This window comes from Pseudonocardia sp. HH130630-07 (assembly GCF_001698125.1).
GTDB lineage: Bacteria > Actinomycetota > Actinomycetes > Mycobacteriales > Pseudonocardiaceae > Pseudonocardia.
On record NZ_CP013854.1, the window covers coordinates 5,424,946 to 5,440,830 of the forward strand.

The window sequence follows — 15,885 nt, forward strand, 5'->3', positions numbered from 1 at the left end:
TGTCACGTCCGATGCCGCCCCTGCCCCTGCCGTCCGCCACGGGGGTGCTCGACGGGGCACCCGCCCTGCCGAGCACCGCATCGCCGGTCGGCAGACACGTCCTCGCCGAGCTCGGCGGTATCGACCCCGCGCTGCTCGACGACGCCGAACGACTCGGTGCCGAGCTCACGGCGGCGCTGACCGGGGCCGGTGCTCAGGTCCGGCAGGTCGTGACCGAACGGTTCGAGCCGCAGGGCGCGACCGTCGTCGCGGTCCTCGCCGAGTCGCACGCGTCGATCCACACCTGGCCGGAGCACGGCGGGATGCACGTCGACGTGTTCACCTGCGGGCAGGCCGCGGACCCGGTCGCCGCCGTCCGGTCGCTCGCCGAGCGGGTCGCGGCGACCGACACCGCGTTGCAGGTCGTCGACCGGGGCGGTGCACCGCGCAGCGTCACCGAGCCGATCTCCGACGGGCTGACCCGGCACTGGCGGCTCGGCGCCGTGCACCACGTCGCGGACACCGGGTTCCAGCGGGTGGTCGTGGCCGACACCGCGCACGGCGTGACCCTGTTCTGCGGCGACGAACGGCAGTCCGCCGAGCACACCCAGCTCGCCTACCACGAGGCGCTCGTCTGGCCGGGCGCGCTGCTGGCCCGTGAGCTGCGCCGGGTGCTGATCATCGGGTCGTCCGAGGGTGTCGCCTGCGAGATGGCCCTCGACGCCGGTGCCGAGCACGTCGACCACGTCGACATCGACGCCGAGGCCGTGCGGATCTGCGCCGAGCACCTGCCCTACGGCTACACCCCCGGGACCCTGGCCGCCGCCGAGCGCGGCGACGGCCCGGTCCGGCTGACCTACGGCGACGGGCGGCAGTACGTCCTGGACGCCACCGAGCAGTGGGACCTCGTCGTCGTCGACCTGCCGGACGAGCGGCCCGACGAGCCGGCGGCGCAGATCAACCAGCTCTACGCCGAGGACTTCGTCCGGGCCTGTGCGCAGCGGCTCACGCCCGGTGGCGTACTGGTGTTCCAGGCCGGGAGCCCGGCGGTCTGGCGGGACGCGACCCTGCGCTCGGCGTGGCAGCGGTTCCGGTCGGTGTTCGAGCCCTCCGGCGGCCGCGGGGTCTACGTCGGCTGCGAGGAGCACGAGTGGGCGTTCCTCGCCGGGGTGCGCGAGCCGCTGGACGACCCGGGTGCGACGGCCGTCGCCCACCTCGCGCGGGTCCGCTCGCTTCCCACTCTGTGGGACGAGGAGTCGCTGCGGCACCGGCTGGTCGCGCCGTTCGCACTGCGCCGGGACGGGGGCTGAGTCCACCGTCCACGGTCCGCGGTCACGGTCCGCCGATCGGGGCGTAACCCGTCGTGACGGGGCTCGTTGGGTGGGCAGACCGGTGGGTGTCCGCCGGTGCCGTCCCGACCGGAGGTCCGAGAACCCGTGCGCCGTCCCCGCCCCGCCCGGTGGCTCGCCGTGGCCACCATGACGCTGCTGACCTCGGCGGGGACGAGTGCGCTCGCCCCCGCCCAGGCCGACGCGCCGACGACGCTGCGCGAGACGACCCTGTCGGCCCGCAACCTCGACCGCGGCCCGATCGGGCGCTACGTCGCGCTGGGCGACTCCTACGCCGCGGGCCCGCTCATCCCGGTCCAGACCGGTACGCCGGTCGGCTGCCTGCGCTCGGACCAGAACTACCCGTCGGTGCTGGCCCGCTCGGCCGGGTTCACCGACGTCACGGACGTCACCTGCAGCGGGGCGGTCACCGAGGACATGACCGCGCCGCAGGAGGTCAAGCTCGGCCCGAACCCACCGCAGCTCGACACCCTCGACGGGTCCGAGTCGCTGGTGACGATCACGGTCGGCGGCAACGACATCGGGTTCGCCTCGATCATCACCGAGTGCACCGCCCGGTCCTCGACCAACCTGCTCGGCGCCGCCTGCCGGGACTTCTTCACCGCCGGCGGGTCCGACGAGCTCGTCGAGCGGATCGACGAGGCCGGGGACAAGGTCGCCGACGTGCTCTCCGAGATCCGGGACCGCGCGCCGGCGGCGCGGGTCGCCGTGGTCGGCTACCCCTCGATCCTCCCCGACACCGGCCCCGGCTGCTACCCGGTCGCGCCGTTCAGCGCCGGGGACACCGCCTACCTGCGGGAGACCGAGAAGCGGCTCAACGGCATGCTCGCCGAGCAGGCCGCCGAGGCCGGGATGGACTACGTCGACACCTACGGGCCCACCGTGGGGCACGACATCTGCCAGCTCCCCGGCGTGAAGTGGGTCGAGGGCCTGGTGCCGACCTCCCCGGCCGCACCGGTCCACCCGAACGCCCAGGGCATGCGGGCCATGGCGGCCGCCACCGGCGCGGTCCTCGGGATCGGGGTGGCCCCGCCGTCCTCGCAGCCACTGGGCGCGGACGCTGCCCGATCGGACCGCTGAGCGCGTATCCTGCCCGGGCCGTCGCGCCTGCGTGACAGACTCGTCCCGTGACCGGACGGGACGGCGGGCTCCGGCCCGCACGGTGGAGCGGACTGCGGTCCCGGCTCGCCGCGACCGACCCCGGGCACACCCGGCTGCACCTCGCGTCGGTCGCGACCGCGGCGATGATCACCGCGGCGCTGCTCGCGAGCGGGCTGCGGGCGCTCACCGGCCAGCCGGTGACGACGGTGCTGTTCTCGGTCGTGCTGGCGATGGTCAGCAACCTGGCGGTGAACGAGCCGACGCTGGCCCGGCGACGGGTGACGACCGCCCTGATGCTGGTCCCCGCCACGGCGTCGGCGAGCCTGTCGGCCCTCCTGTCCGGCCAGCGGTTCGCGGCGGACATCGTGTTCGTCCTGGTCATGATGGTCGCGGTGGCCGTCCGGCGGTACGGCCCGCGGGGCGTGGCGCTCGGGATGGCCGCGTTCATGCCGTTCTTCTTCGTCCAGTTCCTGCACGCGGGCATCGCCGACCTGCCCTACCTCCTGGCCGGGGCGGCGATCGGGATCGGCAGCACCTTCGTACTGCGGTGCCTGGTGTTCACCCGGCGCACCGAGGCCGTGCTGGACGCGCTGGTCCGGGCGTTCGAGGCCAGGCTGCACGCCGTGCTGCTCGCCGCCTCCGACGTGCTGGAGGACCGTGACGGGCCCCGCCGCTCGGCGGACCTGGACGACCTCGTCCGGGCCCAGTCCCGGTTGAACACCACCGCGCTGGCCGTCGCCGACCGGCTCGACGAGGCCGACGACGATCCCGCCGCCCGCCGCCCGGCCTACCTGCCCGGTGGTGCCCGTCCCGGCGGGCCGGACGACGCGGAGACCGAGATCGCCGGGCTGCGGCAGTGGGTGGTGGACTCCGAGCTCGCCGCGGAGCGGGTGGCGATGGGGATCCGCCGCTCCGTGGAGCACGGGGACACGATCCCCGGACCGGAACGGGAGGCGCTCGCGGAGGGGGTGCGGGCCCTGGCCGCGGCCACCGCCGTCGGGACCCCGCAGCCGATCGCGCGGCGGCTCTACCAGGACGCGCGCGACGCCGTCGGCCCGATCGTCGAGCGCCCCGGCGGGTCCGGCCCGGACGCCCGGGAGCAGCGGATCGGGTTCGCGGTGCTGCGGCTCGCCGACGCGGTCCAGTCCACGATCGAGCAGGCCAGGCGGGGGATCGCGCGGCGCCGCGACGAGCCCGGCACCATCCGGCCCGAGGACGCCCCGTCCGTGCCCGACGACGGGCCCGGCGGCCTCGCCCTGCACACCCGGCAGGCCGTGCAGGTGGGGGTCGCGACGGCGTGCGCGGTCGTCGTCGGCGAGCTGATCTCCCCGGCCCGCTGGTACTGGGCGGTGATCGCGGCGTTCATCGTCTTCGCCGGGACGGCGAGCCGCGGGGACGTGCTCAGCCGGGGCTGGTCCCGTGCGGTCGGCACGACCGGCGGCGTCGTCGCGGGCATGCTGCTGGCGCTGCTCGTCGGGGGCGACGTCGTCGCCAGCCTGGTGCTGCTGTTCGTCTGCGTGTTCCTCGCGCTGTACCTGGTGCAGATCTCCCAGACGATGATGGCCTTCTGGCTCACCGCGGTGCTCGCCCTGCTCTACGGCCTGATCGGGCAGTTCAGCGTCGAGACGATGCTGCTGCGGGTCGAGGAGACCGTCGCCGGCGGGGCACTCGGCATGCTGGCCGCCTACCTGATCCTCCCCACCCGGTCCCGCACGGCGTTCGCCGAGGCGCTCTCCGACGCCCTGCGCGCGGTGGACGCCTCGTTGCACACCTCGGTGGACCGGGCACTCGGGAGGCCGGCCGAGGATCCCCTGCTCAAGGCCCGTGAGGTCGACGAGGCCGTCGCGACCGTGCGCGATCGCGCCCGGCCGCTCGAACACCCCGTCGCGCGGCGGCCGCTGCGGCGCGGGGTGCACCACACGGTGCGCGTGATCGGCGCGCTCGACCACTACACCCGGCTGCTCGCCGCGCAGGCCGCCGTCGCGCACGTACCGGAGTGGGCCCCGACCCTGGATCCGGCGACCGAGCGGGTCCGGGCCAACGTCGACGGCCTGCGCCGGATCCTCGCCGACGGCTGGGGTCCCGCCGCCCGTCGCGAACACCCCGCGGGCGCCTGCCCGGCCGACTACGGGGTCGTCTCGGCGGAGGACCTCGTCGACGCAGCGGAGGCCGAGGCGTCCGCGGCCACCTCCGCCGCCGGGATCACCGGGCCGACCGACACGGCGGGCTGGATCGCCCCCGCCGATCCCCGGATCCGCGACGCCGCCGCCGGTGCCCCGCCGGGGGACCGGCTCCGCAGGCTCGCCGCGGCCCGGCTGCTGCGGCGGGTCGACCAGCTCGCCGTCGGGCTGGCGCGGGAACTGTGCGGTGACCCGCCGGAGCGGACGTCTCGCTCCGGGACGGCGGGATCCGCCGACCAGTCCCCTCGGACGGCCACCGGGGGCCCGAGCGACGACGTCCGGACGTGACCGCGTCAGGGCCCCCGCGCTCCGGCGGTCCTGACCCCTGACGGCAGCCGCACCCTCGCCCGGCGTGCCGCGCGCCGGGCGTGGCCCGCCGGACCGGGGCGCGCCGGACCGCGCGTGCGGGGCGTTCGCCCCACGGGATCCGTCCGGACCGGGCCGTCGGCGCCGAGGTGTGTGTGAGCGGGCTCCGGGAGCGCGTCGAGCCCATTGCGATGCATCTCGGCACGACGAGCCGCGGGGTGGATCCGGCGAGCGGTCGGGCGGGGCGCAGCACGCCGACCAGGGGCGCGTGGCGCCGGGTACGCACGCGCGGGACCCGGCCCTGCCGACGAGAGCAAGATCGGCTTCCGCTACCGTCCGGGTTCGGACGAGCGCAAACGGCAACGGTGGTCGTCTCCGGGCGGCGGTCGTGCCGCGGCCCGGTGGCGTTCGGCGGAAGGGCGGACGGGATGCGGCGACGAACGTGGCACGGCAGGTCGGTCGGTGCCCTCGCCCTCGTGGCCACGGCCACCGCCGGGATCGCGGTCGCCGCACCGGACGATCCGCCGGCGGCCGAGCCGGCCCCGCAGGTCGCCTCCGGCGCGATCGTCGCCGGTACGCCGTGCACGGCGTCGGCCCGGGCGTGTGTGGACCTGCAGGCCCGCACGGCGTGGATGATCCGCGACGGCGCCGTGGTCGCCGGCCCGGTCCCGGTCCGCCCGGGGGACGCCGAGGATCCCACCCCGCGCGGCGTGTTCGGCGTCCAGTGGAAGGCCGAGCAGTGGACGAGCCGGGAGTCCTACACCCCGATGCCGTACTCGGTGTTCTTCGCCGACGGCGGCGTCGCGTTCCACCAGGGACGGATGGACACACCGTCCGCCGGGTGCGTCAAGCTCCGGCCGTCCGACGCCCCGGTCTGGTTCGAGGCGCTCCAGGTCGGGGACCAGGTCCAGGTGCACTGAGTAGCACCGGCCGGCCGTCGTCACCGGGTTGTGACGTGTCTCCCTACCGCTTTCTACGTGGAGTAGAAGCGTTCGCGTAAGATACTTGGCGTGACGAGTATGGGGGAGCTGGAGCGGGCGGTCATGAACGTCCTCTGGGAGACCGAGCGGGACATGACGGCCCGCGAGGTGCAGGACCAGCTCGCCGACCGCGACCTGGCGACCACCACGGTACTGACCGTGCTGGGGCGGCTGGAGCGCAAGCAGCTGGTGCACCGCATCCGGGACGGGCGGGCACACCACTACCGGCCGCTCGCGAGCCGGGAGGACCACGTCGCCGAGCTGATGAGCGACGCGCTGGACGACGCGTCGGACCGGGGCGCCGCCCTCGCCCGGTTCCTGGGGACGATGTCCGACGAGGAACGCTCCCGGCTGCGCGACCTGCTCGACTGACCGGCGGCGGCGTCGCCCGTCACCCCGGTGGAGGGGTCGGGCGGCACGACCGCGCCGCGTCGGCGACGATGTGATGCGATGGAGCTGACCGCACTGGGGCTGGTCCTGCTCGGCGTCGTGCTCGCCGAGCCGGCCAGCCGTGCGCTGGCCACGGCCCGCTGGCCGGGCCGCGACCCGGTCGGCGCGCTGCTGCTGTGGCAGGCCGTCGGGCTCGGTGGTGGCATCTCGCTGTTCGGTGCCGGGGTCGCGTTCGGTCTCTCCCCGATGGGCGGGAGCCTCCCGTCCGCGGTGGCAGCGTTCCGGGCGGAGCTCGCCACCGGCGGCTGGCCGGACACCATGGACCCGTTGCACGTCGGCGCCCTGCTGATCGCGGTCGGGGTGCTGGCCCGGCTGCTGGCGGTACTGCTCGTCACCACTGCGCGGACGCTGCGGGCCCGGCGCCGCCACCGTGACCTGCTCGACATCCTGGCCACGCCGTGGCCGCACGCCGCCGGTACCCGGGTCCTGGACCATCCCGTCCCGGTCGCCTACTGCCTGCCCGGACGCAGCTCGCGACTGGTCGTCTCGGCCGGCGTGCTCGACGCGCTGGACACGCCCGGGGTCGTCGCCGTCCTCGCCCACGAGCGGGCCCACCTGCGGGAACGCCACGACCTCGTGGTCCTCCCGTTCGTCGCGTGGGGCGCCACCGCGCCGTTCGTGCGCGGCATGGTGTGCGCGCAGCTGGCCGTCGCCCGGCTGATCGAGATGCGGGCCGACGACGTGGCCCGCAGGCTCTGCGACCCGACCGAGCTCGTGACCGCGCTCAAGGCCGTCGGCGGGTCCGCCCCGGCGGCGGTGCTGTCGTCGTTCACCGCCGCGCTGGAGGCGCGGATCGACCGGATCGGCAACCCGCCGCCGCCGCTGCCGCTGCTCGTGCGCGGGCTGGTGCGGCTGGTCGCGGTGCTGCTGGTGGCCGGGCCGCTCTGGCTGCTCCTCGCACCCTGACCGGTGCCCGGCCGTCGCGAGCGCGCGCCGGGTCCGCCGTCCGGGCGTAGCGTGGAAATCGTGCCCGTCACACCTGACTTTCCCCGCACCCTCGGCGCGCTGCGCGCGTCGGGCCACGAACTGCAGGGTGTGAAGCAAGAGATCCGAGACAACCTCCTGGCGGCCCTGCGCGCGGGCCGCGACCCTTGGCCCGGCATCGTCGGGTTCGACGACACCGTGCTCCCGTACCTGGAGCGGGCCCTGATCGCCGGCCACGACCTCGTCCTGCTGGGCGAGCGGGGCCAGGGCAAGACCCGGCTGCTGCGCTCGCTGGCCGGCCTGCTCGACGAGTGGACCCCGGTCATCGCCGGCTCCGAGCTCGGCGAACATCCCTACGAGCCGATCGCCCCCGCCTCGGTCCGCCGGGCCGCGGAGCTGGGCGACGAGCTGCCGGTGGAGTGGGTGCACCGCTCGGCGCGCTACACCGAGAAGCTGGCCACCCCGGACACCGCCGTCGCCGACCTGATCGGCGACGTCGATCCGGTGAAGGTCGCCGAGGGCCGTTCACTGGGCGACCCGGAGACCATCCACTTCGGTCTGGTCCCGCGGGCACACCGCGGGATCGTCGCGATCAACGAACTCCCCGACCTCGCCGAGCGCATCCAGGTCGCGCTGCTCAACGTGATGGAGGAGCGCGACATCCAGGTCCGCGGCTACACGCTGCGGCTGCCGCTGGACGTGCTGCTCGTCGCGAGCGCGAACCCCGAGGACTACACCAACCGCGGACGGATCATCACCCCGCTCAAGGACCGGTTCGGTGCCGAGATCCGGACCCACTACCCGCTGGAGCTCGCTCCGGAGATCGACCTCGTCCAGCAGGAGGCCCGACTGACCGCCGAGGTGCCGCGGCACCTCATCGAGGTCGTCGCCCGGTTCACCCGGCACCTGCGGGAGTCCTCGGCCATCGACCAGAGCTCGGGCGTCTCCGCCCGGTTCTCGGTCGCCGCCGCCGAGACGGTCGCGGCGGCCGCACTGCGCCGGGCCGCCCTGACCGGCGAGGACAATCCCTGTGCCCGCCCGGTGGACCTGGAGTCCGTGCCGGCGGTGCTGCGCGGCAAGCTGGAGTTCGCCTCCGGAGAGGAGGGCCGCGAGGACGAGGTCCTCGAACACCTGCTCCGGCGGGCCACGGCCGACACCGCCCGCTTCGCACTGCGCGGCATCGACCTGGACGAGCTGGCCGTCGAGGTGTCCACCCGGCCCGTCCGTACCGGGGAGCGGATCCCCGCCCGCGACGTCGTGGCCGCGTTGCCCCGGGTCGGGGCCCTGACCGAGATCGCGGCGAAGCTGGGGGCGTCCGGGACGGAGGATCCGGGGCCGATGGCGTCGGCCGCCGAGCTGGCGCTGGAGTACCTGTTCCTCACCCGCAAGCTCGCCAAGGACTCCTCCGACGACGGTGACACGGTGTCCTATGGCTGATCGGCGGCGCCGGACCCGGCGCTGGGCGTACGGACCCTTCGTCGGCGGGCCCGATCCGCTGGCCCCGCCGTTCGACATCCGGTCCGCGATGGACGAGATCGGCCGCGAGGTGATGGAGGGCTCGTCGCCCCGGCAGGCCCTGCAGGAGCTGATGCGGCGCGGGCTCGACGATCGACGCGGACTCGACGACCTGACCCGCCGGGTGTGGGAACGCCGTCGCGACCTGCAGCGGGACAACCGGATCGACGGCACCCTGCGCGAGGTGCGGGAGCTGCTGGCCCGGGCGCTGGAGGCCGAGCGGGACTCCCTCGGCCACGAGGACTCCGACGACGCCCGGTTCCGGGAGATGCAGCTCGACGCGCTGCCGACCGACACCGGGGGTGCCGTGCGCGAGCTCGGTTCCTACGACTGGCGCTCCGCCGACGCCCGGGAGGCCTACCAGGAGATCCGCGACCTGCTCGGCCGCGAACTGCTCGACCAGCGGTTCCAGGGCATGAAGCAGGCGATGGAGAACGCCGGCCCATCCGACGTCGAGGCCATCCGGGAGATGCTGGACGACCTCAACGACCTGTTGGAGCAGCACGCCCGCGGCGAGGACACGACCGACCGGTTCGCCGAGTTCATGCGTCGCCACGGCGACCACTTCCCGGAGAACCCGCAGAACACCGAGGAGCTCGTCGACGCGCTCGCCGCCCGGTCCGCCGCGGCCCAGCGGATGATGAACTCGATGTCCGCCGAGCAGCGGGCCGAGCTGGCCGAGCTGGCCCAGCAGGCCTTCGGTGACCCGCGGCTCGCGGAGTCGCTGTCCCGGCTCGACGCCCAGCTGCAGGGGCTGCGCCCGGGCGAGGACTGGTCGGGGGAGGGCGACTTCCGCGGGGACAACCCGATGGGCATGGGCGAGGCGACCCGGGCCCTGGAGGAGCTGGGCCGGCTCGACGCGCTGGCCGAGCAGCTCTCGCAGTCCTATCCGGGCGCGCGGATGGAGGACGTCGATCTCGACACCCTCACCGAGATGCTCGGCCCGGAGGCCGCGGCCGACGCCCGGACCCTGGCCGAGCTGGAACGGGAGCTGCAACGCCAGGACCTGTTCCGGCGGGCCCCGGACGGCACGCTGTTGCTCTCGCCGAAGGCGCTGCGGACCCTGGGTCAGTCCGTGCTCCGCGACGTCGCCGACCGGATCGCCGGCCGCCAGGGCCAGCGGGAGACGCGGCGGGCCGGTGCGGCGGGCGAGGCGACCGGCGCCACCCGGCCGTGGGCGTTCGGCGACACCGAGTCCTGGTCCGTGCCGCGCACCCTGCTCAACGCCCAGCTGCGCCGGGCCGGCGGTGACGACCGGCGGCTGGACGTGGCCGACGTCGAGATCGTCGAGACCGAGCAGCGGACCCGCGCGGCGGTGACGTTGCTCGTCGACACCTCCTGGTCGATGGTGGCCGAGGGCCGGTGGGTGCCGATGAAGCGCACCGCGCTGGCCCTGCACCAGCTGATCTCCACCCGGTTCCGGGGCGACGATCTCTCCCTGATCACGTTCGGCCGGCACGCGCAGACCGTCGAGCTGGGCGAGCTGATCGGCCTGGAGGGCACGTACATGCAGGGCACCAACCTGCACCACGCGCTGCTCCTGGCCCGGGAACGGCTGGCCCGCCAGCCCGACGCCACGCCGGTCGTGCTGGTGGTGACCGACGGGGAGCCGACCGCGCACCTCGAACGCGACGGGGAGGCCTACTTCGACTACCCGCCGAGCCCACACACGCTGCGCGCGACCGTGGACGGCCTGGACCGCCTGATCGGGATGGACGCCCGGTTCACGTTCTTCGTGCTCGGCGACGACCCCGGACTGGCGGCGTTCACCGACCGGCTCGCCCGCCGGGCCGGCGGACGGGTGGTCCATCCCGACCTCGACGGCCTCGGCGCCGAGGTGGTGGCCGACTACCTGCGGCGGCGCCGGGGCTGAGCAGCGGCCCGGTGCCCCCGGGCGGCCACGACACCGCCGGGGGCACCGGGGACTCAGCGCCGCAGGTGCTCGACCGCCCAGGACCGCAGCGTGGTCGGGGTGGTCGACACGGCGTCCCGTACCTGCTCCGGCCGGAACCCGGCGCCGAGCCCCGCCGACATCCCGGCGACCGCGTCGACCTCGGCCGCGTTCATCCCGAGCGCGCCCAGCGCGGCGCGGAAGGCGGGCCCGGGCACGTGCCGGGCGGTCACCGCCCGCCCGAGCACCTCGCCGAGGATCCGGGCGACGCGGTCGAACGTCAGGTCCTCCGGTCCGTGCACGGCCTGCACGGACCGGCCCGGCCCGAGCGGCCCGAGCAGCCGGGCGACGGCGACCTCGCCGATGTCGCGCGGGGCCACCCAGGGCAGCGGGTGGTCGAGCGCCCACGGGGTCGACAGGACACCGTCGGCGATCTCCTCGGCCGCCGGGAGCAGGTTCGTCATGAAGTAGCCGCACCGCAGGTGAACCACGGGGGCGCCGGTGGCGTCGAGCGCCTCCTCGGTCGCGCCGAGCCCGTCGATCTCGCCGGCACCGTGGCGCAGCTCCGCGCCCCCGCTGCTCTGGAACACGACCCCGCCGATGCCGTTCTCCCGGACGGCGGCCGCCACCGCGGCCGCGCAGGCGGCGTGCCCGGCGAGCGGGTCCCCGCCGGGTGGCGCCGGCGGGTTCACCCAGAACACCCGGTCCGCGCCGACGGTCGCCCGGACCACCCCGCTCCGGTCGGTCTGGTCCACCGCCACCGGTTCGACGAGCCCGGACAGGTCCGCGGGCAGCCGGGCCGGGTCCCGGGTCAGCACCACCGGCCGGACCCCGGCCTGGGCCAGCAGCCGCACCACCCGGGAGCCGACGTTGCCGGTGGGGGTCGTCGTCACGATCCGCATGCGCGCACGGTGGCACGGACCCCCGACAGCGACCGCCGGGTGCGCGTCAGCCGAGCCAGGGCCGCGCGAAACCGTCCCAGGTGCCGTCGGTGCGGGCCGTGCGCAGCCAGTCGTCGACCCGCGCGGTGAAGTCCGGGTCCCCGGCCCGGGTCAGGTACGCCTTCTCCGACTCGGTGAACGGCGCCTCGGGGTGCACGGCGCACAGCTCCCCGGGGCGCTGGGCGGCCTGCCAGCGGGTCTCGATCGCGTCGGTGACCATCAGGTCCGCACCGCCGTCGGCGATCACGTCGAAGATCGTGTTGTTGTCCGGGTGCGGCACGATGGTCGCCTTCGTGAAGTGTTCGCGGGCGAACCGCTCGTTCGTGCCGCCCGGGTTCACCACGGCGCGGACGCCCGGCCGGTCGATCTCGGCCAGGGTCCCGAACCGGCCGGCGTCGGCGCAGCGGGTGATGGGGGTCTTGCCGTCCTGCAGGTAGGGGATGGTGAAGGCGGCCCGTTCGGCCCGGTCCGGGGTGATCGACACGCCGCCGACGGCGATGTCGCACCGGTCGGCGACCACGTCGTCGAGCAGCGTCGCCCAGGTGGTCTCGACCATCGTGACCCGGGCGCCGAGCTCACCGGCGAGGTCACCGGCCATGTCGACGTCGATCCCGGACCAGCGGCCGTCCGGCGCGAGATGGGTCAGCGGCCGGTAGTCCCCGGTCGAGCAGACCCGCAGCTCGCCGGAGTCGGCGATCCGGGCCAGCGTGGGCGAGCCCTCGGGCGCGCCGCACCCGGCGAGCAGGGCCGCACCGAGCAGGGCGGAGCACAGGATCCCGTGGCGTCGTCGCACGGCGTGACACTACCCGGCCGGACGGCGGTACCGGAGCCGGAAATTATGTGTCAGAGGGCCCCTGGTGTTATCCACTACCGCGTGAACGACCCCCGGCGCACCCAGCTGACCTACCTCGTCGAGCGGGAGGTGTTCGCGTGGTGGGGCGGTCCCGACCCGGCGGCCGCCGCGGCCGGGCTCGGGCTCGGGACGACCGCCGAACAGGTCCGGATCGCCCGCCCCGCCGGCTCCGGCTTCGTCACCGACCCGGTGCCCGCCGCACTCACCGGCACCGGCGACACCCTGCACGCGCTGCGAACCGGCTCCCCGGCCGGGGACTGGTCCGGATCGGTCCGGGCCTGGCGGGCGGCGGCCACGGCCGCCGTCACGGAACCGGCGCCGCGGCTGCCGGTCGCGGCGCACGCGGCCGTCGCCGGTGACGGGAGGACGATCTGGTCCGCCGAGGTCGCGGTGCGGGCGGCCCTGGCCGCGGAACATCCGGACGACGACGAGCTCGTGGCCCTGCTACGGCCCTACCAGCGGGCCGGCGTCCGGTGGCTGACCGACCGGATCGACACCGACGGCGGGGCGCTGCTCGCCGACGAGATGGGGCTCGGGAAGACCGTGCAGGCGATCGCGGTGCTCACCGGGCGTCCCGGCCCGCACCTGGTCGTCTGCCCGGCCTCGGTGGTCGGGACCTGGCACCGGGAGCTGGCCCGGTTCGCGCCCGGTCTCGCCGTCGCCGACCACGTCCGCGGGACCCCGCCACCGGCCGCCGGGGTCGTCGTCGCGACGTACGGGATGCTCGCCCGGGACGACGCGCTGACCGCGACCGGCTGGGACGTGGTCGTCCTCGACGAGGCGCAGTACGTCCGCAACCCGGCCACCGCGACCGCGCGCCGGGCCAGGGCGTTGCCCGCCCGCGGCCGCATCGCGCTGACCGGCACCCCGGTCGAGAACCGGCTCGACGACCTGTGGTCGCTGCTCGCGTTCACCAGCCCGGACGTCCTCGGGCCGCGGGCCCGGTTCCGCCGCCGGTTCGCGACGGCGGGGGACCCCGGCGCCGCGGCGGCCCGGCTGCACGCGCTGGTCGGGCCGCACCTGCTGCGGCGGCGCAAGTCCGAGGTCGCCACCGAGCTGCCGCCCAGGATCGACGTGCACCACGAGGTCGACCCGACCGACGAGCAGCGCCGGGCCTACACCGCGGCGCTGGACGGCGCGCTCGGTCGCGGACTCGGTGCCGGCGCCGACCGCCGCGGCCGGGTGCTGGCCCTGATCACCCGGCTGAAACAGGTCTGCGTGCATCCGTCGCTGGCCGGTGCGGACGGCCGGTCGGCGTCCTTCGACCGGGTCGTCGAGCTGGTCACCGAGATCGTCGACAACGGCGCGGCGGCGCTGGTGTTCACCCAGTACCGGGCCGCCGGGACCCTGCTCGCCGACCGTCTCGCCGAGGTGCTCGGGCGGCCGGTTCCCTTCCTGCACGGCGGCCTGACCCGGGCCGCCCGCGACCGGCTGGTCGAGGAGTTCGGCGACGCGAACGGCCCACCCGTGCTGTTGCTGAGCCTGCGTGCCGCGGGTAGCGGACTGACCCTCACCCGGGCCTCGCACGTACTGCACCTCGACCGCTGGTGGAATCCGGCGGTGGAGGCGCAGGCCTCGGACCGGGCGCACCGGATCGGGCAGACCCGCACGGTCACCGTGCACACGTTCACCACCCGCGGCACGGTCGAGGAGCTCATCGCCGACCTGCACCGCGGCAAGCGCGGGCTCGCCGGAGCCGCGCTCGGCGAGTCCGAGGGCGCGTCGGTCGGGTCGCTGGCCCGGCTGGGCGACGACGAGCTGCGCGCCGCCCTGGGCGGTGCCCGGTGAACGCCTTCGGGACGACGGCCTGGGGCCGGGCCTGGCTGCGGCTGGCCGAACCGCTGTCGGTGACCCGGCCGGACCCGCAGCTGCCACCGGCGCGGTCGCTGGCCCGCGCCGACCGCGTCCGTGACCTGGGCACCGGTCCGGGCACGATCACCGCCACCGTGGACGACGGCGGCCCCCGGACCGTGCGGATCGGTTTCCCGGTGTGGCCGGACCCGCCCCGGCTCGACGGGCCGGACCTCGCGGACGAGCTCGTCGACCGGCTGGCGACGGCCGGCACCCCGGTCGCCCCCACCGCGGCGGAGCTGGACACCGCGTGCGACTGCCGGCGCCGCGACGGGCGGTGCCGGCACGTGCTCGCCGTGCTGATCGAGACCGCGCGCCGGGCCGACGAGGCACCGGAGCTCGCGGTCCTGCTGCGGGGCGGCCGACCGCCCCGCCCGGTGACCGACCGCAGCCGGATCCCGATCGACGAGCTGGATCCCGCGGCGTACTGGGACTGAACCGGCCCGGGGCCGGAGCGGCTCAGCCGCTGAAGTGCACCGCGGGAGCCTTGGCCGGCGCCGTCCGATCCGGCTCAGCGGGGGCACCGGCCGCCTCCGGGGGCCCGGACCGGTCCGCCGCGGCGGGCTGCTCGGCGGGCGCCGCGGGGCCCGCCTGCGCCGTACCGGACGCGGCCGGTTCGCCCCGGTCGTAGGCCGCGAGGACCTCGGCCGGGATGCGGCCCCGCTCGGACAGGCTGTAGCCGTGCTCGCGGGCCCACTCCCGCACGGCACGGTTGTGCTCCCGGTCCGCGGAGCCGGACGCCGCGGCACCCGTGCGGTCGGACGGCCCCGCGGAGCGACCGGGACCCGCGGCGGACCGGGCGGCGGCCACGAACCGGGCGAGGTCCTCCCGCAGCCGTCCCGCGTTGGCGGCGGTCAGGTCGATCTCGAACCGTCGCCCGTCCAGACCGAAGGCGACGGTCTCGTCGGCCTCGTCACCGGTGATGTCGTCGACGAGTCGGACGCTCTCGACCTTCGCCACTGCAGTTCCTCCCGCGTTGCCGGGACGGAGATCACTCCGCCCTCGCGGGCGAGCATAACGACGGGTGATCCGGCGGGCCGGGCCCCGGTTCGGGTAGGGAAGGATCGGATCCGTGCAGATGGTGATCGACGACCTCGCCGGCCCCGAGATCGCGGAGTTCCTCGCGGGCCACCTGACCGACATGCACGCGCAGTCGCCCCCGGACAGCGTGCACGCACTCGATCTCGCCGCGCTGCGGGCACCGGAGGTCACCGTGTGGACGGTCCGCGACGGCAGCGGCGTCCTGGTCGGGTGCGGAGCGCTCAAGGAGCTGGACCCGGCCGGTGGCGAGATCAAGTCCATGCGGACCGCACCGCACGTCCGCGGCCGCGGGATCGCGGCCGGCGTGCTCGAGCACCTCGTCGCGACCGGCCGGGAACGCGGCTACCGCACCCTGTCGCTGGAGACCGGATCGATGGAGTTCTTCGCTCCCGCCCGCAGGCTCTACGCCCGTCACGGCTTCGTGCCGTGCCCGCCCTTCGGTGACTACACCGAGGACCCCAACAGCGTCTTCATGCGTCTCGACCTGGGAGAACGGGCCGCGACACCGGCCGGATGAGCCCGCT

14 protein-coding genes are annotated in these 15,885 nt (G+C 75.5%); 11 read left to right on the forward strand and 3 right to left on the reverse strand.

Going from position 1 to position 15,885, the window contains the following annotated elements; genetic code table 11:
- Positions 1-11: 11 nt before the first annotated feature.
- The 8 genes from speD to AFB00_RS25735 all read left to right on the forward strand — a co-directional run bounded on the left by speD (position 12) and on the right by AFB00_RS25735 (position 10,657).
- Positions 12-1,289 (forward strand): adenosylmethionine decarboxylase, encoded by a 1,278-nt coding sequence (speD, locus tag AFB00_RS25700; protein WP_083275824.1) that lies wholly within the window; start codon positions 12-14, stop codon positions 1,287-1,289.
- A gap of 126 nt (positions 1,290-1,415) precedes the next feature.
- Positions 1,416-2,408 carry an SGNH/GDSL hydrolase family protein gene (locus AFB00_RS25705; protein WP_068799326.1) on the forward strand — a complete coding sequence of 331 codons (993 nt, stop codon included), beginning with the start codon at positions 1,416-1,418 and terminating at the stop codon, positions 2,406-2,408.
- 47 nt (positions 2,409-2,455) lie between these two features.
- Positions 2,456-4,897 carry an FUSC family protein gene (locus AFB00_RS25710; protein ID WP_068799327.1) on the forward strand — a complete coding sequence of 814 codons (2,442 nt, stop codon included), beginning with the start codon at positions 2,456-2,458 and terminating at the stop codon, positions 4,895-4,897.
- 494 nt (positions 4,898-5,391) lie between these two features.
- Positions 5,392-5,835 (forward strand): L,D-transpeptidase, encoded by a 444-nt coding sequence (locus AFB00_RS25715; protein WP_231974074.1) that lies wholly within the window; start codon positions 5,392-5,394, stop codon positions 5,833-5,835.
- A 90-nt stretch (positions 5,836-5,925) separates the two neighbouring features.
- A complete protein-coding gene (locus tag AFB00_RS25720; RefSeq protein ID WP_156819723.1) occupies positions 5,926-6,267 on the forward strand; it encodes a BlaI/MecI/CopY family transcriptional regulator in 342 nt (113 codons plus the stop codon).
- A gap of 78 nt (positions 6,268-6,345) precedes the next feature.
- A complete protein-coding gene (locus tag AFB00_RS25725) occupies positions 6,346-7,251 on the forward strand; it encodes a M56 family metallopeptidase (protein WP_068799329.1) in 906 nt (301 codons plus the stop codon).
- Positions 7,252-7,311: 60 nt separating this feature from the next.
- Positions 7,312-8,706: an ATP-binding protein gene (locus tag AFB00_RS25730; RefSeq protein WP_068799330.1), complete on the forward strand. Its 1,395-nt coding sequence runs from the start codon at positions 7,312-7,314 to the stop codon at positions 8,704-8,706.
- Complete coding sequence (locus tag AFB00_RS25735) at positions 8,699-10,657, forward strand: vWA domain-containing protein (protein WP_068799331.1); 1,959 nt, start codon at positions 8,699-8,701, stop codon at positions 10,655-10,657. The genes AFB00_RS25730 and AFB00_RS25735 overlap by 8 nt, the downstream gene beginning before the upstream one ends.
- A gap of 53 nt (positions 10,658-10,710) precedes the next feature.
- Here the strand turns inward: AFB00_RS25735 and AFB00_RS25740 are convergent, their stop codons facing one another.
- Entirely contained in the window at positions 10,711-11,577 is an 867-nt protein-coding gene (locus AFB00_RS25740) for an NmrA family NAD(P)-binding protein (protein WP_068799332.1), read from the reverse strand.
- A 46-nt stretch (positions 11,578-11,623) separates the two neighbouring features.
- On the reverse strand, positions 11,624-12,409 hold the full coding sequence (locus AFB00_RS25745) for a transporter substrate-binding domain-containing protein (RefSeq protein ID WP_068799333.1): 786 nt from the start codon (positions 12,407-12,409) through the stop codon (positions 11,624-11,626).
- 81 nt (positions 12,410-12,490) lie between these two features.
- On the opposite strand from AFB00_RS25745, the gene AFB00_RS25750 reads away from it, so the two are divergent.
- Entirely contained in the window at positions 12,491-14,257 is a 1,767-nt protein-coding gene (locus AFB00_RS25750) for a DEAD/DEAH box helicase (RefSeq protein WP_197519658.1), read from the forward strand.
- Positions 14,254-14,757, forward strand: a complete 504-nt coding sequence (locus tag AFB00_RS25755) for an SWIM zinc finger family protein (RefSeq protein ID WP_068799334.1) — start codon at positions 14,254-14,256, stop codon at positions 14,755-14,757. Before AFB00_RS25750 ends, AFB00_RS25755 begins: the two co-directional genes overlap by 4 nt.
- Before the next feature lie 22 nt (positions 14,758-14,779).
- On the opposite strand, the gene AFB00_RS25760 is transcribed toward AFB00_RS25755, so the two are convergent.
- The gene (locus AFB00_RS25760) at positions 14,780-15,280 is read right to left on the reverse strand and encodes a histone-like nucleoid-structuring protein Lsr2 (protein ID WP_068799335.1); all 501 of its coding nucleotides are present in this window, start codon (positions 15,278-15,280) and stop codon (positions 14,780-14,782) included.
- A gap of 118 nt (positions 15,281-15,398) precedes the next feature.
- Here AFB00_RS25760 and AFB00_RS25765 point away from each other — a divergent pair, with 118 nt between their 5' ends.
- A complete protein-coding gene (locus tag AFB00_RS25765) occupies positions 15,399-15,878 on the forward strand; it encodes a GNAT family N-acetyltransferase (RefSeq protein WP_068799336.1) in 480 nt (159 codons plus the stop codon).
- Positions 15,879-15,885: the final 7 nt, after the last annotated feature.